The organism is Kitasatospora sp. NPDC058965 (assembly GCF_042741245.1).
Taxonomy (GTDB): domain Bacteria; phylum Actinomycetota; class Actinomycetes; order Streptomycetales; family Streptomycetaceae; genus Kitasatospora.
In genome coordinates, this window is the sequence record NZ_JBHYKG010000074.1 from 1 (window position 1) to 20,589 (window position 20,589).

Genomic DNA, 20,589 nt, shown 5'->3' on the forward strand with positions numbered 1-20,589 from the left:
CCCCCGGCGGGGACGGCCCGGCACCCGTCAGTCCCGCGCGTCCAGCACGTCCACGACCAGCTCCCGCAGGCGCTCGGGCTCGGCGACGATGTCGATCTCCACGATCCGGTCCGCCACGATGGTGAAGCCCAGCACCACCGACAGCCGGCCGCCCGGCGCCATCACCAGCGCCACCGAGCCGTCCACCAGCGCGGTCTCGGTGCGCCTGGCCCGCTCCACCGAGGCGAGCGCCGCGTACGCCACCAGCTCGGCGCCGCGCAGCAGGATCGGCTCCGGCGTCGGACCCACCCGGCGGTCGGCGCGCAGCACCACGTCGGGGTCGAGCAGCGCGAGCAGCGCCTCGAAGTCGCCGCCCCGGGCGGCCGCCAGGTAGGCGTCCACCACCTTGCGCCGGCGGGCCACGTCCACCCCCGGCCGCGGCTCGGACCCGCGCACCCGCCGGCGGGCCCGGCTAGCCAGCTGACGGACCGTCGGCACCGTGCGCTCCAGCATCGGCGCGATCTCCTCGAACGGCACCGCGAACATGTCGTGCAGCACGAAGGCGACCCGCTCGGCCGGCGCGAGCGTGTCCAGCACCACCAGCATGGCCAGCCCCACCTGGTCCGCCAGCAGCGCCTCCTCCTCCGGCTCGCCGCCGTCCTCGCGCCGGGCCACCGGGTCGGCCGGGCGCAGCTCCAGCGAGTCCTCCCGCCGGGTCGCGCGCGAGCGGAGCTGGTTCAGGCAGATCCGTCCCACCACGGTGGTCAGCCAGGCGCCGAGACTGCGCACCTGCGTGACCTCACTGCGGCTCAGCCGCAGCCACGCCTCCTGCACCGCGTCCTCGGCCTCGGCCAGCGAGCCGAGCATCCGGTACGCCACGGCCCGCAGCTGCGGCCGGTGCTCCTCGAAGCGCAGCGCGAGCAGCTCCCCCTCGTCCACCTGTCTCAGTCCTTCCTCGGCCCACGGTCATCGGTCGGGTCAGCAGACGGACCGACGCTAGCGGATCCCCGCGACCGGGCGGCGTGCGGGACCGCGAACCCCGGCGCCGGGCGCGACGGCTACGCTGTGCGCCGTGACAGAACGGCTGCCCATCTTCCCGCTCAACGCCGTGCTCTACCCCGGTCTCGTGCTGCCCCTGCACGTCTTCGAGGAGCGGTACCGCCGGCTGGTCGCCGATCTGCTGGCCGAACCCGAGGGCCGGCCGCGCCGGTTCGGGGTGCTGGCGATCAAGGACGGGCGCGAGGTCGCACCGGTGGCCGAGGGCGGCGGGCCGGCCGGCCCGCTGGACGGGCTGGGCACCGAGACCGGTGACCCGCTGGAGGCGCTGTACCACATCGGCTGCGTGGCCGACGTCGCCTCGGTGACCCCGCAGCAGGACGGGCGGTACGAACTGCTGGTGACCGGCACCACCCGGTTCCGGCTGCGCGCGGTGGACACCGGCGGTCCGTACCTGGTGGGCCAGTGCGAGCCGATCGAGGAACAGCCCGGCAGCGGGGCGGGCGCGCTGGCCGGCGGGGTGGAGCGGGCCTTCCGGGCGTACCAGAAGCGGCTGGCCGGCGCCCGGCAGTCCAGCCTGGCGGGCGAGCAGGAGCTGCCGGACGACCCGCAGGTGCTCTCCTACCTGGTGGCCGCGGCCGCGATCCTGGAGGTCCCGGTCAAGCAGCGGCTGCTCGCCTGCCCCGACACCACCGAGCGCCTCACCGCCGAACTCGAACTGCTGCGCCGCGAGACGGCCCTGCTGAACTGGCTCCCGTCGGTCCCGGCGGTGGACCTGACCCGGCAGCCGTTCAGCCCGAACTGAGGCGCGAGGGCCGCAGCGACCGAACGCCCTGACCGGGAGTCAGCCATGCCCAGGAAGAAGGCCGCCGCCACCGGCGGCACCCCCGCCACCGCGGCGCTGACCGCCGCCGGAGTGCCCTTCACCCTGCACGAGTACCGGCACGACCCCGGCGCCGCCTCCTACGGCGGCGAGGCCGCCGAGGCCCTCGGGGTCGATCCGCGCCGGGTGTTCAAGACCCTGGTCGCCGAGCTGGACGGCGCCCTGGTGGTCGGGGTGGTCCCGGTGGCCGGCCAGCTCGACCTCAAGGCGCTCGCCGCGGCGCTCGGCGGCAAGCGGGCCGCGATGGCCGACCCGGCCCGGGCGGAGCGGTCCAGCGGCTACGTGCTCGGCGGCATCTCCCCGCTCGGGCAGCGCAAGGCGCTGCGCACCGCGGTGGACGCCGGCGCGCTGGCCCATCCGACGGTCTACGTCTCCGCGGGCCGCCGCGGGCTGGAGGTCGAGCTCGCCCCCGCCGACCTAGTGCGCCTGACGGGCGCCGTCACCGCCGGCATCGCCCGCGGCTGACGGCCGCTCGGCCGCCGGCGGTGCGTCGACGGCCGGCGGTGCGTCGGTCGGCGGCACGTCGGTCGGGTACGGCGCGACCTGCCCGGGCGGCGCGTCCGCGGCCGGCCCCCACTGCGCCCCCGCCCAGTACGGCGGCGGGTCCTCCTCGCGCTTGCCGAACGCCGCCGTCAGCGCCAGCAGCACCACCATCGCGAAGATCGGCCAGGCGAACAGCGCCCCCGGGGCCTGCAGGTCCAGCGACTCGGAGAAGGTGTGCCCGTCCCCGACCGCCTTGGCGTGCGCCACCAGGTCGCGGGTCGGCCCCAGCGCCTTGCCCAGCCACAGACCGACGAACGACCCCAGCACCGAGCCCGCGCCCAGTCCGACCGCCACCGCGATCCCGCCGCCGCGCCGCCGGGTGGCGAAGAACGCGGCCGCCGCCGTGACCAGTCCGAAGGCCAGCCCCAGCAGCACGAAGGTGCCGTCCGCCCCGGCCCGCTGCTCGCCCTCCGGGTCCACGTAGAGCACCGACTGCCCGTGCACCACCAGCGGCACCTCGGGCGCCAGCCAGTACCACATCGCCCCCAGCAGCAGGCCGAGCAGCGCACAGCCGACGCCGATCACGGCGCCCACACCGAGCTCGGCGGGCAGCCGTTCGAACAGGGCGGATCGGGCCGGCGGGGGCGGCGTGAGGAGCAGGTCGCCGTCCAAAGGGGTGTTCGGTTCGGTCACGGGCCCCATCGTGTCACGCCGGGCCCCGGCCGGGGGCCAACGGGTGGCGGGGCTACCGCGTCGTGGCCCGCCGGTACGCGTAGGTGGCCAGGGTCAGCGAGAGCAGGCCCACCACGGTACAGACCGCCAGGTCCAGCAGCACCGCCGACCAGGCGGGCGCCGCCGCGAAGCTGCGCGCGAAGGCGTCCACCCCGTAGCTGGAGGGCAGCAGGTCGCGCAGCACCCGGACCGGCTGCGGCAGGTGCGAGGCGGGCAGCACGCCGAGCAGCAGCGCGGCCGACATGCCCAGCTGGCCCAGCATGGTGGCGATCTCCTGCTTGGGCGCGAGCAGCCCGAGCGCCGCGCCGAGGCCGGACAGCGCCGCCCCGGCCGGCGGGACCACCAGCAGCAGCACCCACAGGTGGGCGAGCGGCAGGTCGAAGAGCCAGGCCCCGAAGCCGGCCGTGACCAGCGCCCCGGGCACCGTGAACGAGGCGTAGGCGCCGGCCGCGCCGAGCACCACCGAGGCCGGTGGCACCGGCAGCGTCGCGTAGTGGTCCAGCCCGCCGGTGGCCCGCAGCCGCCCGAAGTACTGGGCCAGCAGGTTGAGCGCCACGAAGGCCACCACCAGCACGCTGGACCCGGCCACCACCGCGCGCGAGGACGGGTTGTCGCCGCCGTCCACCACGCCGCGCATCATCACCAGGATGCCGACCGACTGGAAGGTGGCCACGAACATCAGCGGGATCCGGGCCACCCGGGCCCGGGCCAGCTGCGCCCGGTACACGGCCGCCAGCGCCGGCAGCAGCCGGGCGGCGGGGCCGAGCGGGGCGGGCCCGGCGGCCGGGCCGGCCGCGGTCGGCAGCGGGGTGCGCGAGAGCACGGTCACTTCGCCAGTCCTCCCTGCCGACCGCCCAGGCGGAGGTAGGCGTCCTCCAGGCTGGCGGTGGTGAGGGTGAAGTCGTCCAGGGCGGCGAAGGCCGGCCCGGTGGTCACCACGGCGACCAGTTCCCTGGCCTCCTCGGGGCTGGTCCGCACCGACCAGCGGCGCCCGGTCCGCTCCGCCCGCCCGGCCAGCTCCGCCACCGCCGCCACCTGCAGCGGCGGCTCGGCCCGCCAGACCAGGTCGAGCCGGACGTCGCCGGCCACCAGGGCCTTCAGCCCGCCGGGCGTGTCGCAGGCGATCACCCGGCCCCGGTCCAGCACCGCGACCCGGTCCAGCACGGTCTCGGCCTCGATCACGTTGTGGGTGACCAGCAGCACGGTGGTGCCGCGCTCGGCCCGGCGGCGGTCCACCGCGGACCAGACGGCCCGCCGGGCCACCGGGTCCATGCCGGTGGTCGGCTCGTCCAGCACCAGCAGCGGGCGCTCGCCGACCAGGGCGGCGGCGAAGCAGGCCAGCCGGCGCTGCCCGCCGGAGAGCTTGGCCAGCGGGCGCGCCGCCAGCGGTTCCAGGCCCAGCTCGGCGAGCACCTCGGCGGTGCCGGCCCGCGCGGCGGACCGGGACAGGCCGCGCAGCCGTCCGGTGGTCTCGGCGGCCAGCGCCACCGTGAGCTCGTCCAGCGCGCTGGACTCCTGCCCCAGGTAGCCGAGCAGCCGGGCCGCGCGCTCGGGGTGGCGGACCACGTCGTGCCCGAGGATCTCGACGCTGCCCGCGTCCGGCCGCAGCAGCCCGGTGAGCTGGCGGACCAGGGTGGACTTGCCGGCGCCGTTGGGGCCGAGCAGGCCGAAGATCTCGCCCTGGCGGATCTCCAGGTCGACCCCGTCGTTGGCGCGGATCTCACCGTGGTTCTTGGTGAGGCCCCGGACGGAGCAGCAGGGCGGTGGGGCGTCGCTCACGGCGATGACTCTACGCGCCGGATCCGCCGAAACGGAGCCGGGGGTCACCCGGACCGGGCAGCGCCGACCTGCGGATCAGTCGTCCACCACGATCAGCTCGCCGCCCGGCACCCGGGTCGCCAGCTCCTTCCAGAACCCGGCCCGGATCGCGTACCGGTCGTGCTCGTCGATCTGGTCGTCCTTGTGCGCGAGCAGCCCGAACCGGGCCGCGTAGCGCAGCAGCTCGCCGTCCACCCGGTGCGGGATGCGCGGGTAGTCGGACCAGAGCAGGGTGAGCCGCTCCTTGTCGCCGAGCCGCTCGGTCCAGCGCCGGGCGAAGACCTGGCCGACCTCGTGCGGGTCGCCGCCGATCGCGGTGATGTCCTCCTCGCGGTCGGCCCAGCGCTGCTCGGCAGTGGTCAGCTGGGCCAGCGTGGGCAGCGCGTCGGCGGCGGTGGTCAGGTCGGTCGGCGGGCGGTCCACGTAGCCGCGGTCGGAGGACCAGCGCAGCACCGGGCCGCTGCCCGCCGCGGCCGGCGGCTGCGGGTGCGCGGCGTGCGCGGCGGCGGCCCGCCCGGCCAGGTCCTTGGGGGTGGGCACCACCTTGAGCGCGGTCGCCGGCAGCTGCGGCTCGGTCGGCGGTTCGGGGGCCTGGGCGACGGCGGGGCGGGCGGCCGGCGGCGCGGCCAGGATCTTGGCGATCTCGGGCGGCGGGCCGGCCGGCGGGAAGGTCACCGCGGGTTCGCGCAGCCGGACCGAGCGGGTGATCCACTCGCGGTCCAGCACCCGGCGCTCGTCGGCCTCGCCGACCAGGTCCTCGGACTGGTTGAAGTCGCCGTCGGCGGCCTGCAGCGCCCACAGGTGCACGGCCACCCCGTGCTCCTTGGCCGACATCATCCCGGGCAGCAGGTCGCCGTCGCCGGTGACCAGCACCACGTCGGCGCAGGCCCGGTTGCGGGCCAGTTCGGAGAGCTCGGCGTGCATCGCGGCGTCCACGCCCTTCTGCACCCAGCGGCCCTCGGCCCGGGTGAGCGCGCCGAGCCGCACGGTGACCCGCGGCAGCACCCGCAGGCGGCGGTGCTCGGGCAGCGGGCGGCGCTCGGGGGCCGCGTCGAACCAGTAGATGCGGAGCAGCGGCAGGCCGGTCTCCTCCTCGGCCCGCTCGCGCAGCGAGGCGATCAGCGCGGTGTGGTCCACCGTCACCCGCGACCGGGACGGCTCCCCGGCCAGCAGGCTGGCGGAGGCGCCCAGCAGGTACCCGGCGTCCACGAGGACAACACAGCGGTCCACATCCGCACCTTTCTCCCGGTCGGCCCCCTTGGTCCGTGCTGCTGACGCCGCCTGAGGAGCAGTCTGCCCGAGCGGGCTGCCCGTGGGGACCCGGTCGGAGTGTTGCGGTTCCCTTTACCCTCCGAAGGCCCTGCGAATCACCCGGCTGCGCGGGTGCTGCCGGGGCCGCGGAACGCGGACGGGGTGCCCGCCCGGTGGGAGCGGACACCCCGTCACGGGTGCTGCGGGTGCGGCCCGGAGCTCAGCCGCGGAGCTCGGCGGCGACCAGCTCGGCCAGCTGAACGGTGTTCAGCGCGGCGCCCTTGCGCAGGTTGTCGTTGGAGATGAAGAGCGACAGGCCGTGCTCGACGGTCTCGTCCCGGCGGATCCGGCCCACGTAGCTCGGGTCCTGGCCGGCCGCCTGCAGCGGGGTCGGGATGTCGCTGAGCTCGACGCCCGGCGCCCCGTCCAGCAGCTCGACCGCGCGCTCGGGGCTGATCGGGTGGGCGAACCGGGCGTGCACCTGGAGCGAGTGGCCGGTGAAGACCGGGACCCGCACGCAGGTGCCGGCCACCTTGAGCTCCGGGATCTCCAGGATCTTGCGGCTCTCGAAGCGGAGCTTCTGCTCCTCGTCGGTCTCGTTGAGACCGTCGTCCACCAGCGAGCCGGCCAGCGGGACCACGTTGAACGCGATCGGGCGCTGGTAGACCTTGGGCTCGGGGAAGGCCACCGCGGCGCCGTCCAGGGCGAGCGCGGCCGCGCCGGCCACCACCTCGGTGGTCTGCTCGTGCAGCTCGGCCACACCGGCGACACCGCTGCCGGAGACCGCCTGGTAGGTGGCGACCACCAGCGCGGTCAGGCCGGCCTCGGCGTGCAGCGGGCGCAGCACCGGCATGGCGGCCATGGTGGTGCAGTTCGGGTTGGCGATGATGCCCTTGGGGCGGTCGGCGATCGCGTGCGGGTTGACCTCGGCCACCACCAGCGGGACCTCGGGGTCGCGGCGCCAGGCGGAGGAGTTGTCGATCACCACGGCGCCGGCGGCGGCGACCTTGGGGGCCAGGGCCTTGGACGTGGCCCCGCCGGCCGAGAAGATCACGATGTCCAGGCCGGTGAAGTCGGCCGTGCTCGCGTCCTCCACGGTGACCTCGCCGCCCTGCCAGGGCAGCGTCTTGCCGGCCGAGCGCGCCGAGGCGAACAGCCGCAGCTGCTCCACCGGGAAGGCGCGCTGCGCCAGGATCTCCCGGACGACGTGGCCCACCTGTCCGGTGGCGCCCACGATGCCGATCTTCATGCTTCCTCCTCGGTCAACCTGCTCTGACCCATCTTGCCTGCTCGCCGGTCCGCCGCCGCAGGGGTATTCATCTGGTGGACAGTCGGCTGGGACGGGCTCACCGGGCGGCCAGGGCGGTCGCCCGCGCCACCGCCGCCGCGTCGGCCGGCAGCAGCGGCAGCCGGACCGCGGGGGTCGGGATCCGTCCCTGCGCGTGCAGTACGCCCTTCACCACCGCCGGATTCGGCGCCGCGAAGCAGGCCGCCGACAGCTCGGCCAGCCGGTGCCCCAGCTCCCGCGCCCGCACCGCCTCCCCGGCCCGCCACAGCTCGACCAGCTCCACGAAGCGCGCGGTGGCCAGGTGGGCCGAGGCCATGATCCCGCCGGTCGCGCCCAGCGCCAGCAGCGGCGACAGCAGCGCGTCGTCCGCCGCCAGCACGGCGAACCCGGGCGGGGCCGCCGCGAGCAGCGCGACCGTCTCGCCGTCCAGCCGCCCGGTCGCGTACTTCACCCCCGCGATCCCGGGCAGCTCGGCGAGGCGCAGCAGCGTCGCGGCGTCCAGCTCCTGCCCGGTGCGGTACGGGATGTGGTAGACGACCAGCGGCACCGGGCTCGCCGCCGCCAGCTCCCGGAAGTGCGCCAGCACCCCGTCGGCCCCGGCCCGCACGAACGGCGGCACCAGCGTCATCGCGCCCGCCACCCCGGGCACCCGGCCCAGCTCGGCGAGCTCGGCCAGCACCGCGCGGGTGGAGCCGCCGTCCACCCCGACCGTCAGCCGGGCCCCGCGCTCCCGGCAGACCCGGGCGCAGATCCGGACCACCTCGGCCCGTTCGGCCGGCTCCAGCGCGCTCGGCTCGGCGGTGGTCCCGAGCGCGACCAGGCCCGCCGCGCCCTGGTCCAGCGCCTCGTGGGCCAGCGCGGCCAGGGTGTCGCCGGCCAGCTCGCCGTGCTCGTCGAAGGGGGTGACCAGCGGGACGTGGATCCCGCGCAGCTCAGTCGTCGCGTCCATGGGCCGACCCTCCCCCGGCCGCACTCGTCAGGTCCAGTTCGCTTTTCTGAGGCAATCCGTAAGCTGACCTGATGCTCGATGTCCGTCGCCTGCGCCTGCTGCGCGAACTCGCCCACCGCGGCACCATCGCCGCCGTCGCCGAGGCCCTCGCCTTCACCCCGTCGGCCGTCTCCCAGCAGCTCACCGCGCTCGAACGGGAGGCCGGTGTCGCGCTGCTGGAGCGCACCGGCCGGCGGGTCGCGCTCACGCCGGCCGCGCTGCGGCTGGTCGGGCACGCCGAGGCGGTGCTGGCCCGGCTGGAGCTGGCCGGCGCCGAGCTGGCCGAGGCGCGCGGCGGGCCGGCCGGTCCGCTGCGGATCGGCACCTTCCCGTCCGCGGCACGGGTGGTGATCCCGCCCGCGCTGGCGGCGCTGGCCCGGGACTGCCCCGACCTGGAGCCGATGGTCAGCGAGATCGACCCGGCCGGGGTGGCCGACCTGCTGCGCTCCGGCGAGTTGGACGCGGCCCTGGTGCACGACTACGACTTCGCACCGGCCGACGCCGAGCCGGGCACCGCCGGCGCACCCCTGTTCACCGAGCCGATGTTCCTGGCCTCGTCGACCGGCGCACCCGACGGGCTGGCCGGCCACCGCGACTCCCCGTGGATCGTGGCCAACCACGGCACGCTCTGCCACGCGGCCGCGATCGGCGCCTGCCGGGCGGCCGGGTTCACGCCGCGGATCCGGCACCGGGCGGACGACTTCGACACCGTGCTGGCCCTGGTGGCGGCCGGCCAGGGGGTCGCGTTGGTGCCCCAACTGGCGGTCCTGGCACCGCCGCCCGGGGTCCGGCTGGACCGGCTGGCGATGCGCCGGCGGACCGCGGTGGCCTACCGGGCCGGCTCCGCCGGGCACCCCGGGATCCGGGCGTTCACCGCGGCCGTACGAGCCGCGCTGCCGCCCGATCTGTGCTGTTCAGGTAACAGTTGACACCCCGGGGTATCGGGCTGACGGTCCGTCCCGATAGAACGTCGGATGGCACAGTCGAGCAGATTCACCACCAGATGAGCGGGATTGATGAGCACTAACCAGCCTGGGTACGGCTACCCGTCGGATCCGAACAACCCCTACGGCCAGCAGCAGCCCCCCTACGGCGGGGGTGCGCCCCAGGGCCCGTACGACCCGCCGCCGCCCGGCTACGGCCAGCCGCAGCAGCCCGGGTACGGTCAGCAGCCGCCGCAGGCCCCGTACGGCCAGCAGCCGCCCCAGTACGGCTACCCGCAGCAGCCGCAGCAGCCGCAGGCCCCCTACGGCTACCCGCAGCAGCCCCAGCCGGGCTTCGGCCAGCAGCCCCCGATGGGCGGCCTGCCGCACTGGCTGCTGACCCCGAACCCGTACGGCCCGCAGCGCGCCCTGGCCACCGCCGGCGACCGCTTCCTGGCCCGCCTGATCGACTGGGCCGTGCTGATCATCCCGGTGATCATCATCGAGTTCGTGGTGGCGAGCGCCCTCAACACCTTCATCACCAGCATCTTCTCCGCCCTCGTGGTCTTCGGCTACGAGGCCCTGATGATGCTGACCCAGAACCAGCAGACCGTCGGCAAGAAGGCGATGAAGCTCCGCGTGGTCTCCGCCGCCACCGGTGAGCGCCCCACCGACAACGAGCTCTGGGCCCGCTCCGCGGTCTACGGCCTGCCGTCGGCCGTCTACTGCATCGGCTCGCTCTTCTCGCTGGTCAACGTGCTCTCGCTGCTGTGGGACAAGCCGCTGCAGCAGTGCTTCCACGACAAGGCCGGCAAGACCGTGGTGGTCAAGGAGTCCTGAGCCCCCACCGGCCGCCCCGGCCCCCGACGCCCAGCACGGGCGTCGGGGGCCGTTCTGTCGTCCGGCGGGTCAGCGCAGCGCCGGGCCCAGCCACGCCGGCCGGGGGGCGGAGCGCCGGACCGCCAGCACGCCGGCGACCTCGGCGGCACTGCCGACCACCCCCGCCGCGGCCACCGCGAGCCCTGGCTGCGAGCCCCCCAGTAGGACCGCGACCGCCGCCGTCGCCCCCACCGCCACCGCGCCGACGAGCACCAGCCGCACCCGCTCCGCCAACCGGCCGGACAGCACCGCCGTCAACCAGCCGAGCAGCGCCGCCGGCACGGCGGCGGCCAGCGCGGCGACCGTCGTGCAGACCAGGACGAAGGCCAGCAGCAAGGGCAGGAAGAGGATCACGTCGTACTCCCCGGGACCGACGGAACACAGGACGGCGCACCGTGCGGCGCACCGCCCGCGATCCGCACCGGATCGCCTGCGAGCATCCTGGCAGAACTTTTGAACGTGTTCAACATCAAGGAGTGCCGCTCCGGCGCCTCGCCATTAGCTGAAATGAGTACATCGATCGACGTACTTAAGCTCAGTTAATCTGCCAGCTCATTGCCCCCACCGACCGGGCCCGGCACAGTCGTACCGCTTCGCCCGTCCACCACGGCTCCGCCCTCAGGAGGCAACGATGACCAGGTCCACCCGCAAGCCCGCTGCCCACCGCCGGGTGCTGCTCGCGGCCCCGGTGCTGCTGCTCGGGAGCCTCGGCCTCGCCGCCCCGGCCCACGCGGCCGGCACCCTCCCGGTCAGCGTCCAGTGCTTCGGCGACGGCAACAGCGTCTTCGACTGCGACGCCTACGCACCGGCCGGCGTGAGCTACAGCTGGACCCCGCTGCAGAACGCCTGGATCACCTCGGGCGCCGGCACCTCCGGCGTCTTCGGCGGCTGCCGCCTCAACACGGTCTTCCGGGTCAGCGTCACCGTGACCGACAGCGCGGGCAACACCGGCACCGCCCAGGGCTCGGACTTCTGCCGCCAGATCCCCCAGTAACCCGCGCCTCCCGGCGGCCGTGCCCCGGCCGCCCCCCAGGTCCCGACCGCCCCACCCACCCACGGTTCCGTCCTCGGGAGGCACCATGACCAGCTCCGCCCGCCGCCGCACCCTGCTCGCGGCCCCGCTCCTCACCCTCGCCGCCCTCGGCCTGGCCGCCCCGGCCCACGCGACCGGCACCCTCCCGGTCGGCGTCCAGTGCTCCGGCGAGGGCCGCGGCCTCTTCGACTGCAGCGCCGTCCCGGTCGGCGGCGCCGGCTACAGCTACACCTGGACCCCGGTCTACAACGCATGGATCACCTCGGGCGCCGGCACCGCCGGCATCCTCGGCCGCTGCAACGTCGACGACCTGGTGATCGTCAGCGTCACCGTGACCGACCACTACGGCAACACCGGCACCGCCCAGGGCAGTGCCTCCTGCACCGACATCTCCCAGTAACCCCGCCCCACCCCCCACCGCGCTCCGGTCACCCCCGACCGGAGCGCGGCCGCGTCCTCACCCCCCGGGCGCACCCCACCACGCGCACCCCGCGCCGCCTTCGCGCAGGTGGCCGTGGGGACCCTCGCGGGGACCCGCGGAGGGGGTGGTCGGGGCCGTCACGGGGCGGGCGCGGGTGGGGCGGGAAGGCAGGAGTGGCGGGGATCGATCACGGTGGCGAGCGCGCTAGGGTGGGATACCTTCCCCGCCCGCAGACCGACTCCGAGGAGCCTGCCCCCGTGGCCGACAGCTTCGTTCACCTGCATGTCCACACCGAGTACTCGATGCTCGACGGGGCGGCCAAGAACGGCAAGCTGGTGGCGGAGGCGGAGCGGCAGGGGATGCCCGCGATCGCGATGAGCGACCACGGGAACATGTTCGGGGCGTACGAGTTCTTCCAGAAGGCGAAGGACAGCGCGGTCAAGCCGATCATCGGCATCGAGGCGTACGTGGCGCCGGGGTCGCGGTTCGACAAGAAGCCGGTGTTCTGGTCGCCGGGCGGCCAGCGGCCGGCGAGTTCGGACGGCGAGGGCGGCAAGGACGTCTCCGGCGGCGGCCGCTACACCCACATGACCATGTGGGCGGAGAACGCGACCGGCCTGCGCAACCTCTTCAAGCTCTCCTCGCTCGCGTCGATGGAGGGCTACTACATGAAGCCCCGGATGGACCGCGAGCTGATCGCCGCCAACGCCACCGGCATCATCGCGACCACCGGCTGCCCGTCGGGCGAGGTACAGACCCGGCTGCGGCTCGGGCAGTACGAGGAAGCGGTCAAGGCGGCCTCGGCCTACCAGGACATCTTCGGCAAGGAGAACTACTTCCTGGAGCTGATGGACCACGGGCTCGACATCGAGCGCGACGTCCGCCTGGACCTGCTGCGGCTGGCCAAGGAGCTGAACATCCCGCTGCTGGCCACCAACGACTCGCACTACGTGACCGCCGACCAGGCGGACGCCCACGACAGCCTGCTCTGCGTCGGCGTGGGCAAGAACAAGGACGACCCGAACCGGTTCAAGTTCCAGGGCACCGGCTACTACGTGAAGACCGCCGAGGAGATGCGCGAGCTCTTCAGCGAGCTCCCGTCGGCCTGCGACAACACGCTGGCCATCGGCGAGCGGATCGGGTCGTACAAGGAGGTCTTCGACTACGTCGACCGGATGCCGCAGTTCGACGTCCCCGAGGGCGAGACCCAGGCCTCCTACCTGCGCAAGAAGATCGAGATCGGTCTGCAGAAGCGCTACGGCGACAACCCGAGCCAGGAGGTGCTGGACCGGATCGAGCTGGAGATGGGCGTCATCACCCCGATGGGGTTCGACTCCTACTTCCTCGTGGTCGCCGACATCTGCCAGTACGGCAGGGACAACGGCATCCCGGTCGGCCCCGGCCGCGGCTCGGCGGCCGGCTCGATGGTCTCCTACCTCACCGGGATCACCCAGCTGGACCCGCTGGAGCACGACCTCCTCTTCGAGCGCTTCCTGAACCCCGAGCGCATCAACCCCCCGGACGTCGACATCGACTTCGACGACCGCCAGCGCGACCAGATGGTGCGCTACGTCACCGACAAGTACGGCGAGGCGTACACCGCGCAGGTGAACACCTTCGGCACCATCAAGGCCAAGGCCGCCGTCAAGGACGCCAACCGGATCCTCGGCTACCCGTTCTCGATGGGCGACCGGATCACCAAGGCGATGCCGCCGGACGTGATGGGCAAGGGCGTCCCGCTCACGGACCTCTTCAACGAGAAGCACCCTCGCTACAACGAGGGCACCGAGATCCGCACCATGTACGCCAACGAGCCGGACGTCAAGAAGATCATCGACACCGGCATCGGCATCGAGGGCCTGATCCGCGGCACCGGCGTGCACGCGGCGGCGGTCATCCTGTCCTCCACCCCGCTGCTGGAGCTGATCCCGCTGCACAAGCGGGACAAGGACGGCGTGATCATCACCGGATTCGACTACCCGTCGTGCGAATCCATGGGCCTGATCAAGATGGACTTCCTGGGTCTGCGGAACCTGGGCATCATCGACCACTGCATCAAGATCGTGAAGGCCAACCGCGGTACCGAGGTCGACATCGAGAACATCCCGATCGACGACCCGACGACCTACCAGCTGCTGGCCCGCGGCGACACGCTCGGCGTGTTCCAGCTCGACGGCGGGCCCATGCGCGCGCTCCTCAAGCTGATGAAGCCGACCGAGTTCGCCGACATCTCCGCCGTCTCGGCGCTGTACCGCCCGGGCCCGATGGGCATGAACTCGCACACCAACTACGCGCTGCGCAAGAACGCCCAGCAGGAGATCGTGCCGATCCACCCGGAGCTGGAGGAGCCGCTCAAGGAGGTCCTCGGCCCCACCTACGGCCTGATCGTCTACCAGGAGCAGGTGCAGCGCGCCGCCCAGGTGCTGGCCGGCTACAGCCTGGGACAGGCCGACCTGCTCCGCCGCGCCATGGGCAAGAAGAAGAAGGAGGTTCTGGAGAAGGAGTTCGTCCCCTTCCACGCGGGCTGCAAGGAGCGCGGCTACTCGGACCAGGCGATCCAGGCGGTGTGGGACGTCCTGGTGCCGTTCGCCGGCTACGCGTTCAACAAGTCGCACTCGGCCGCCTACGGCCTGGTCTCGTACCAGACCGCCTACCTCAAGGCGAACTACCCCGCCGAGTACATGGCCGCCCTGCTCACCTCGGTCGCGGACGACAAGGACAAGATGGCCGTCTACCTGGCCGAGTGCCGGGCGATGGGCATCAAGATCCTCTCCCCGGACGTCAACGAGTCGGTGGTCGACTTCACCGCCGTCGGCTCCGACGTGCGGTTCGGCCTCAAGGCGGTGCGCAACGTCGGCGTCCCGGTGATCGAGTCGCTGATCAAGACCCGCAAGGAGAAGGGGAAGTACACCTCCTTCGCGGACTTCCTGGACAAGGTCGAGCTGGTCGCCTGCAACAAGCGCACCGTCGACTCGCTGATCAAGGCCGGCGCCTTCGACTCGCTCAACCACACCCGCCAGTCCCTGGTCGCGGTGCACGAGAACGCGATCGACGCCGTCACCGGGGTCAAGAAGCAGCAGGCGATCGGCCAGGACGACCTGTTCGGCGCGCTGGACACCGGCGGCGACACCCCCACCATCGGCCTGGACTTCGAGCTCAGCGACCGCGAGTGGCCGCGCAAGCAGCTGCTCAGCCTGGAGCGCGAGATGCTCGGCCTGTACGTCTCCAGCCACCCGCTGGACGGCGCCGAGCACATCCTGGCCCGCAACCGGGACGTCTCCATCGCCGAACTGATGGGCTCGGGGCGGACCGAGGGCGAGGTGCGGCTCTCCGGCCTGATCACCGCCGTGGACCGGCGGATCAACAAGGCGGGCAACGCCTGGGCGATCATCACCATCGCCGACCGCGACGGCTCGGTCGAGGTGCTCTTCTTCCCGGCCACCTACAACCTGATGGCCGACCAGATGGTCGAGGACAACGTGGTCTCGGTCCGCGGCCGGCTCAACGAGCGCGACGGCGCGCTCTCCATCTTCGGCCAGGAGCTGACCACCCTGGACATCTCCGCGGCGGAGCACGGCGGCAAGCCGCCGGTCCAGATCACCGTGCCCTACCCGAAGATCAACGCGCACGTGGTCCGCGAGCTCAAGGCCACCCTGCAGGCGCACCCGGGCGACGTCCCGGTGCGGCTGCTGACCACCAGTCGGCAGAAGGACGTGCTCTACGAGTTGGGCTTCCTGGTGAACCCCGACACCGCCTTCGCCAGCGAGGTGAAGACGCTGCTCGGGCCCTCGGCCTGGAGCGCGTGACACGTCCTGGGGCGGTCCTGCCGGGGCCGCCCCGGGCGCGCTAGTCTCACCGGGCGAACCGCTGTGGAACCACCACGGCCCGCGCCGCCACAAGGGGGAGACGATGAGCTACAGTCCGCCGGTCCAGGGCTTCGCACCGGCACACGACGGGCGGCGGCCCGCCGCCCTGCCCGGGCTGGCGGTGCTGCTGGTCCTGCACCTGCTGCTGACGGTCGGCATCCTCGTCTTCGACCTCAACCGGGCCGGCGCCGACTACCTCAAGACCGCGCTCGGCTTCAGCACCGGTCCGTTCGTCCAGGAGTCGGTGAGCTTCTACCCGGAGGACACCGCGATCACCGTGGCCCTGCTGGTGATGATCATCGCGGCGTTCAGCGGCAGGGGCTGGGTCCGGACCGGCGGCACGATGCTGCTGATGCTCGGCGCGTACGGCGAACTCACCTACCTGGTGCGACTGTTCACCATGGACGGCGGCGGCTGGGACGCCTTCGCCAAGCCCGCCACGCCGGTCCTGTGGCTCAACCTGGACATCCTGGCGCAGCTGGTGCTGAGCCTGGTCTTCGCCCTCGTGGTCCTGGCCACCCGCAGCAGCGCGCCGAGCACCTTCGGCGGCGGCTTCGCCCCGGTCCCGCCGCAGCCCGGCCAGCCGGTGCCCGGCCAGCCGATGGCGGGTCAGCCGCCGTTCGGCCCGCCCGCCTTCGGCGCGGCGCCCGCGGCCCCGCCGGCCGCACCGGGCTTCGGCCAGCCGCAGCCGCCGGCCGGCCCGGGCTTCGGCGGCCCCACCCCGCCGCCGCCCGCGCAGCCGCCGGGCCAGTCGCCATGGGGGCACCCCCGGCCGGAGGCTGGGGGAGGATATCCGCCGCGCGGCTGACGGGCCGTCAGCCGGCCTGCGCCACCTCGTCGAGGAAGTCGAGCGCGACCGCCCAGGTCCGCTCGGCCGCCTCGGCGTCGTAGTCGGGCAGCTCCGGGTCGGTGTACAGGTGGCCGGCGCCGCGGTAGCGGTGCACCTCCACCTCGGCACCGGCCTTGCGCATGCCCAGGTACCAGGCGTTCTGCCAGTCCTCCGGCTCGAACGGGTCCGGGTCGGCCAGGTGCAGCTGCACCTGCAGCTCGGTCTGCGCGTCCTCGCGGATGTCCGAGGTGCCGTGCAGCAGGAGCAGGCCGAGCGCGTGCTCGTCGGCCAGCGCCAGGTTCTGGGCCAGCGAGGCGCCCAGCGAGAAGCCCGCGTAGACCAGCCGGGTGCCGTCGGCGAGCAGCGGCGCCGCCGCGGTGACCGCCCGGCGCAGCAGCTCCTCGGAGCCGAGCTCCTCCTTGTACGCCATGCCCTCCTCGACGTCCTCGAAGGTCCGCCCGTCGTACAGGTCGGGCACGCTCACCCCGTGCCCGGCCGCCCGCAACCGGTCGGCGGCCTGGTGCACGGCGGGGCGCAGGCCGTACGCGGAGTGGAGCAGGAGGATCTGGGCCACGGGTTCTCCGAACGTCGTTCGAGGGCTGGTACGGGGTCCATCCTCCCCCACCGCGCGATCAGGACACGATGTCCTTGCGCCCGAACCGCCGGAACGCCAGCGCCAGCAGCACCACCGCGTACGACAGCGACAGCGAGGCCCCCTGGATCATGCCGCCCCACTCCAACTGCGGCTGGAGCGCGTCGGCCCAGGCGTACTGCCAGTGCGCCGGCAGCCACTCGCGCAGGCCGCCCAGCGCGGTGATCGCGTCCAGCACCCCGGTGATGATGGAGAGGAAGACCGCCCCGCCCACCGCACCCAGCGGGGCGTCGGTGGCCGTGGAGAGGAAGAAGGCGAGCGCCGCCACCACCGTCTCGCCGAGGATCACGAAGGCCACCGCGATCGCCAGCCGCGGCAGTGCCTCGGTCGCCGACAGTGAGCCCCCGGTGGGCAGCTTGAGGTCGCCCCACCCGTAGGCCGCCGTGCCCACCCCGAGCCCGACCAGCGGCAGCACGGTGATCGCCGCCGCCGAGAAGAGCAGCCCGACCACCAGCTTGCGCCAGAGCAGCCGGGCCCGGGGCACCGGCGCCGCCAGCAGGTAGCGCAGCGAGGACCAGCCGGCCTCGGAGGCCACCGTGTCCCCGCAGAACAGCGCCACCGGGATCACCAGCAGGAACCCGGTGCCCATGAAGAGCAGGGTGGCCGCGAAGTTGGGCCCGGAGGCGGTGGCCAGCTCGATGAAGGTGGTGCGGTCCGCCCGGCCGGGCGTGCCGCCGATCTGGAAGGCGGCCAGCACGATGAACGGCAGCGCGACCAGCACCGCGAAGATCACCAGGGTGCGCCGGCGGCGCAGCTGGCGCAGCGCCTCCACCCGCAGCGGCAGCGTGTGCTGCGGGCGGTAGCCGGCCGCCCGGTCGTCCAGGACCGCGGTCACGAGCCTCCTCCGATCAGTGACAGGAACGCGTCCTCCAGCCGACGGTGCGGGCCGGCCCGCTCCACCGGCACGCCGAGGCGGACCAGTTCGGCGATCAGCTCGGTGGCCGTCAGGCCGTCCAGCCGGACCAGCAGCCCGTGCCCGACCACCTCGACCTCGCCGACCCCGGCCAGCCCGGCGGTCTTCTCGGCCGCCGTGGCCAGCTCCGCCGCCCCGTACCCGGCCGGGGTGCCGACCAGCAGCAGCTCGCCGGCCCCGACGATCGCCCCCACCTCGCCCGCGGTGACCAGCCGCCCGCGGTCCATCACCACCAGGTGGGTGCAGCTCTGCTCCACCTCGGCCAGCAGGTGGCTGGAGACGATGACGGTCCGCCCGGCGGCCGCGTAACGGATCATCACCTCGCGCATCTCGCGGATCTGCGGCGGGTCCAGACCGTTGGTCGGCTCGTCCAGGATCAGCAGGTCGGGCAGGCCGAGCATGGCCTGGGCGATCGCCAGGCGCTGCCGCATGCCCTGCGAGTAGGTGCGCACCGCCCGGTCCAGCGCCTCGCCGAGGTCGGCGATCTCCAGCGCCTCGGCCAGGTGGGCGTCCTCGGCGGGGCGGCCGGTGGAGCGCCAGTACAGGTCCAGGTTGGCCCGCCCGGTCAGGTGCGGCAGGAAGCCGGCCCCCTCGACGAAGGCGCCGACCCGGGAGAGCACCGGGGCACCGGCGCGGACGGCGTGGCCGAAGATCCGGATCTCGCCCTCGTCCGGGCGGATCAGGCCCATCAGCATCCGCAGCGTGGTGGTCTTGCCCGCGCCGTTGGGGCCGAGCAGGCCGAGCACCTGGCCCGGTTCCACCCGGAACGACAGGTCGCGCACCGCGTACCGGTCGGTGGCCCCCTTGTACCGCTTGCTCAGCCCGGTGATCAGCAGCGGGACCTCGGCCAGCGCGGGATCCGGCGGCGGCACCGCGCGCCGGCGCCGGGCGGTGAGCAGCAGCAGGGCGGCGGCCGCCAGCGCGACCAGCGGCAGCACCCAGGTGCGGGCCGGCAGCGGGGTGGCCTCGGTGTGCAGGCCGGGGACGACCGGCACGGTCAGCGGACCGGCCACGGCCACCCGGTAGGTGGCGGGCGCGGCCGGCGAGGCGTAGGCCAGGTCGGTGGCGGAGAGCACCAGGCGCAGCCGGTGGCCGGCCGGGAAGGCGTGGTCGACGGCGGGCAGCGCCACGGTTCCGCTCCCGCTGATCCGCAGCGGGGCGGCCAGTTGCTGGGGCAGCACCTGCTTGCCGTCCGGGCCCAGGTCGTAGAGCTTGGCGAAGAGCACCGCGTCCGACTGGTCGGAGCTCACCGTGAGCGGGACCGTCGCACTGCCCGTCAGCTGGAGCCCGCTCGCCAGCGGGGCCGAGTCGAAGGTGGCGGACTGCCCGGGGAAGTCGAGCGAGAGGCCGAGCCCCAACTGCGAGGCCTGGGCCAGGGCGCCCAGGCCGGGCACGGTGGAGATCGCGGGCGGTGCGCCGCCGGGCGGGTTGGCGACGGTCTGCTGACTGCCGGTCAGCTCCACCTGGCGGGTCTCGGTGCCGCCCAGGCCCGGGTACCGGTCGGCGTCGGCGCCGCGCAGCACGGCCTGGAAGCCGGTGGAGTCCACGCCGCCGGTGCGGGTGACCCGGAAGACCGGTCCGGTGTCGGCGCCGTTCTTCTTCAGGTAGTGGTCGAACCAGGCGGTGACCCGGCCGTCGACCCGGTCACTGGTCTCGGTCCCGCCGTCGTGCCCGCCGGCGAACCAGTCCACCTTGACGGGGGCGCCGTTGGCGGCGATCGCCCTGGCCATCCGGTCGCCCTGGTCGAGCGGGAAGAGCGAGTCCTGCTGGCCCTGCACCACCAGGGTGGGCACCTTGATGGCCGACGCGAAGGTCGACGGGCTCGACTTCTCCAGCAGCGCGACGGCGTCCGCGTCCGGCCGGCCGGCGGTGGCGACCCGGTTGTACATGGCGCAGAGTTCGTCGGTGAACCGGCCGCAGCCGGGCGGGCCGGCCGGCTGGTCGCCCTTGGCGGGCTTGCCGGTGGTGGAGGCGGTCAGGTCACCGCCGGCACCCGCGGTGAAGAAGATCCCGGCCCACAGCTTCTTGAACACCCCGTCGGGTGCCGACGCGCCCTGCACGCCCTGCGGGAAGAGCGCCTGGGAGAGGTCCCACCAGGTGATCACCGGGGCGATCGCCTTGATCCGCGGGTCGGCGGCGGCCGCCAGCAGCGAGATCGCGCCGCCGTACGAGGCACCGGTGATCCCGACGTTCGGGTCCCCGGGACCGTTCAGCTGCACCTCGGGCCGCTGCGCCAGCCAGTCCACCAGGTGCTTGACGTCCTGCACCTCGCCGTCCTGCGCGTTCAGCCCGATCCGGCCGGTGGACCTGCCGAACCCGCGCGCCGACCAGGTGAGCACCGCGTAGCCGGACCGGGCGAGCTTCTCGGCCTCGCCGACCTCGTCCGCCTTGCTGCCGCCGAAGCCGTGCGCGAGCAGCACGGCGGGGCGCGGCGAGCTGCCGGTGGTGAAGAAGGAGGTGTCGATCGACACCGTGGCACTGCTGCCCGGCGCCTCGGGCATGCTGAGGAAGCGGCTCTCCACCCGGACCGGTTGCTCACCGCCGAGCGCGACCGCGGCCCCGCCGATGCCGACCACCGCCGCCAGCGCCAGCCCGAGGGCCAGCACCCGACGCCGCGTCATCCTGATCCGTCCCCGCAGCTCCACGGGAAGTGAT

At 74.0% G+C, this 20,589-nt stretch carries 19 protein-coding genes; 8 read left to right on the plus strand and 11 right to left on the minus strand.

What is annotated here, in order from left to right:
- Positions 1–27: 27 nt before the first annotated feature.
- Complete coding sequence (locus tag ACFW1A_RS15120; protein WP_380409015.1) at positions 28–918, minus strand: sigma-70 family RNA polymerase sigma factor; 891 nt, start codon at positions 916–918, stop codon at positions 28–30.
- 133 nt (positions 919–1,051) lie between these two features.
- Between ACFW1A_RS15120 and ACFW1A_RS15125 the strand changes: the two genes are divergently transcribed.
- Positions 1,052–1,780 (plus strand): LON peptidase substrate-binding domain-containing protein, encoded by a 729-nt coding sequence (locus ACFW1A_RS15125; protein WP_380409017.1) that lies wholly within the window; start codon positions 1,052–1,054, stop codon positions 1,778–1,780.
- Between the two features lie 45 nt (positions 1,781–1,825).
- Positions 1,826–2,323: a Cys-tRNA(Pro) deacylase gene (gene ybaK, locus ACFW1A_RS15130; protein ID WP_380409019.1), complete on the plus strand. Its 498-nt coding sequence runs from the start codon at positions 1,826–1,828 to the stop codon at positions 2,321–2,323.
- On the opposite strand, the gene ACFW1A_RS15135 is transcribed toward ybaK, so the two are convergent.
- The 6 genes from ACFW1A_RS15135 to ACFW1A_RS15160 form a co-directional block, all read right to left on the minus strand.
- Positions 2,276–3,043 carry a hypothetical protein gene (locus tag ACFW1A_RS15135; RefSeq protein ID WP_380409021.1) on the minus strand — a complete coding sequence of 256 codons (768 nt, stop codon included), beginning with the start codon at positions 3,041–3,043 and terminating at the stop codon, positions 2,276–2,278. The genes ybaK and ACFW1A_RS15135 overlap by 48 nt on opposite strands.
- 43 nt (positions 3,044–3,086) lie before the next feature.
- Positions 3,087–3,902 carry an ABC transporter permease gene (locus ACFW1A_RS15140; protein WP_380409023.1) on the minus strand — a complete coding sequence of 272 codons (816 nt, stop codon included), beginning with the start codon at positions 3,900–3,902 and terminating at the stop codon, positions 3,087–3,089.
- Positions 3,899–4,852: an ABC transporter ATP-binding protein gene (locus ACFW1A_RS15145; protein WP_380409025.1), complete on the minus strand. Its 954-nt coding sequence runs from the start codon at positions 4,850–4,852 to the stop codon at positions 3,899–3,901. Before ACFW1A_RS15145 ends, ACFW1A_RS15140 begins: the two co-directional genes overlap by 4 nt.
- A gap of 75 nt (positions 4,853–4,927) precedes the next feature.
- The gene (locus ACFW1A_RS15150; protein ID WP_380409027.1) at positions 4,928–6,121 is read right to left on the minus strand and encodes an NYN domain-containing protein; all 1,194 of its coding nucleotides are present in this window, start codon (positions 6,119–6,121) and stop codon (positions 4,928–4,930) included.
- Positions 6,122–6,362: 241 nt separating this feature from the next.
- Entirely contained in the window at positions 6,363–7,391 is a 1,029-nt protein-coding gene (locus ACFW1A_RS15155) for an aspartate-semialdehyde dehydrogenase (RefSeq protein WP_380409029.1), read from the minus strand.
- A gap of 97 nt (positions 7,392–7,488) precedes the next feature.
- Positions 7,489–8,379 (minus strand): dihydrodipicolinate synthase family protein, encoded by an 891-nt coding sequence (locus ACFW1A_RS15160; RefSeq protein ID WP_380409031.1) that lies wholly within the window; start codon positions 8,377–8,379, stop codon positions 7,489–7,491.
- Positions 8,380–8,450: 71 nt separating this feature from the next.
- Between ACFW1A_RS15160 and ACFW1A_RS15165 the strand changes: the two genes are divergently transcribed.
- Both ACFW1A_RS15165 and ACFW1A_RS15170 read left to right on the plus strand, forming a co-directional pair.
- Positions 8,451–9,347 (plus strand): LysR substrate-binding domain-containing protein, encoded by an 897-nt coding sequence (locus tag ACFW1A_RS15165; protein WP_380409033.1) that lies wholly within the window; start codon positions 8,451–8,453, stop codon positions 9,345–9,347.
- Between the two features lie 87 nt (positions 9,348–9,434).
- Positions 9,435–10,181 carry an RDD family protein gene (locus ACFW1A_RS15170; RefSeq protein ID WP_380409035.1) on the plus strand — a complete coding sequence of 249 codons (747 nt, stop codon included), beginning with the start codon at positions 9,435–9,437 and terminating at the stop codon, positions 10,179–10,181.
- Between the two features lie 69 nt (positions 10,182–10,250).
- Here ACFW1A_RS15170 and ACFW1A_RS15175 read toward each other — a convergent pair whose 3' ends face one another.
- The gene (locus ACFW1A_RS15175) at positions 10,251–10,574 is read right to left on the minus strand and encodes a hypothetical protein (RefSeq protein ID WP_380409037.1); all 324 of its coding nucleotides are present in this window, start codon (positions 10,572–10,574) and stop codon (positions 10,251–10,253) included.
- 277 nt (positions 10,575–10,851) lie between these two features.
- Here ACFW1A_RS15175 and ACFW1A_RS15180 point away from each other — a divergent pair, with 277 nt between their 5' ends.
- The 4 genes from ACFW1A_RS15180 to ACFW1A_RS15195 all read left to right on the plus strand — a co-directional run bounded on the left by ACFW1A_RS15180 (position 10,852) and on the right by ACFW1A_RS15195 (position 16,348).
- The gene (locus ACFW1A_RS15180) at positions 10,852–11,214 is read left to right on the plus strand and encodes a hypothetical protein (protein WP_380409039.1); all 363 of its coding nucleotides are present in this window, start codon (positions 10,852–10,854) and stop codon (positions 11,212–11,214) included.
- Positions 11,215–11,299: 85 nt separating this feature from the next.
- The gene (locus tag ACFW1A_RS15185; RefSeq protein ID WP_380409042.1) at positions 11,300–11,653 is read left to right on the plus strand and encodes a hypothetical protein; all 354 of its coding nucleotides are present in this window, start codon (positions 11,300–11,302) and stop codon (positions 11,651–11,653) included.
- A gap of 278 nt (positions 11,654–11,931) precedes the next feature.
- A complete protein-coding gene (gene dnaE / locus ACFW1A_RS15190; RefSeq protein WP_380409045.1) occupies positions 11,932–15,480 on the plus strand; it encodes a DNA polymerase III subunit alpha in 3,549 nt (1,182 codons plus the stop codon).
- A gap of 103 nt (positions 15,481–15,583) precedes the next feature.
- Positions 15,584–16,348, plus strand: coding sequence for a hypothetical protein (locus ACFW1A_RS15195; protein WP_380409047.1), 765 nt, complete (start codon positions 15,584–15,586; stop codon positions 16,346–16,348).
- Between the two features lie 7 nt (positions 16,349–16,355).
- On the opposite strand, the gene ACFW1A_RS15200 is transcribed toward ACFW1A_RS15195, so the two are convergent.
- The 3 genes from ACFW1A_RS15200 to ACFW1A_RS15210 are packed head-to-tail and all read right to left on the minus strand — an operon-like array spanning position 16,356 to position 20,555.
- Entirely contained in the window at positions 16,356–16,943 is a 588-nt protein-coding gene (locus ACFW1A_RS15200) for a dienelactone hydrolase family protein (RefSeq protein ID WP_380409049.1), read from the minus strand.
- Positions 16,944–17,001: 58 nt separating this feature from the next.
- Entirely contained in the window at positions 17,002–17,856 is an 855-nt protein-coding gene (locus tag ACFW1A_RS15205; RefSeq protein WP_380409051.1) for an ABC transporter permease, read from the minus strand.
- Entirely contained in the window at positions 17,853–20,555 is a 2,703-nt protein-coding gene (locus ACFW1A_RS15210) for an alpha/beta fold hydrolase (RefSeq protein ID WP_380409053.1), read from the minus strand. Before ACFW1A_RS15210 ends, ACFW1A_RS15205 begins: the two co-directional genes overlap by 4 nt.
- Positions 20,556–20,589 lie beyond the last annotated feature (34 nt).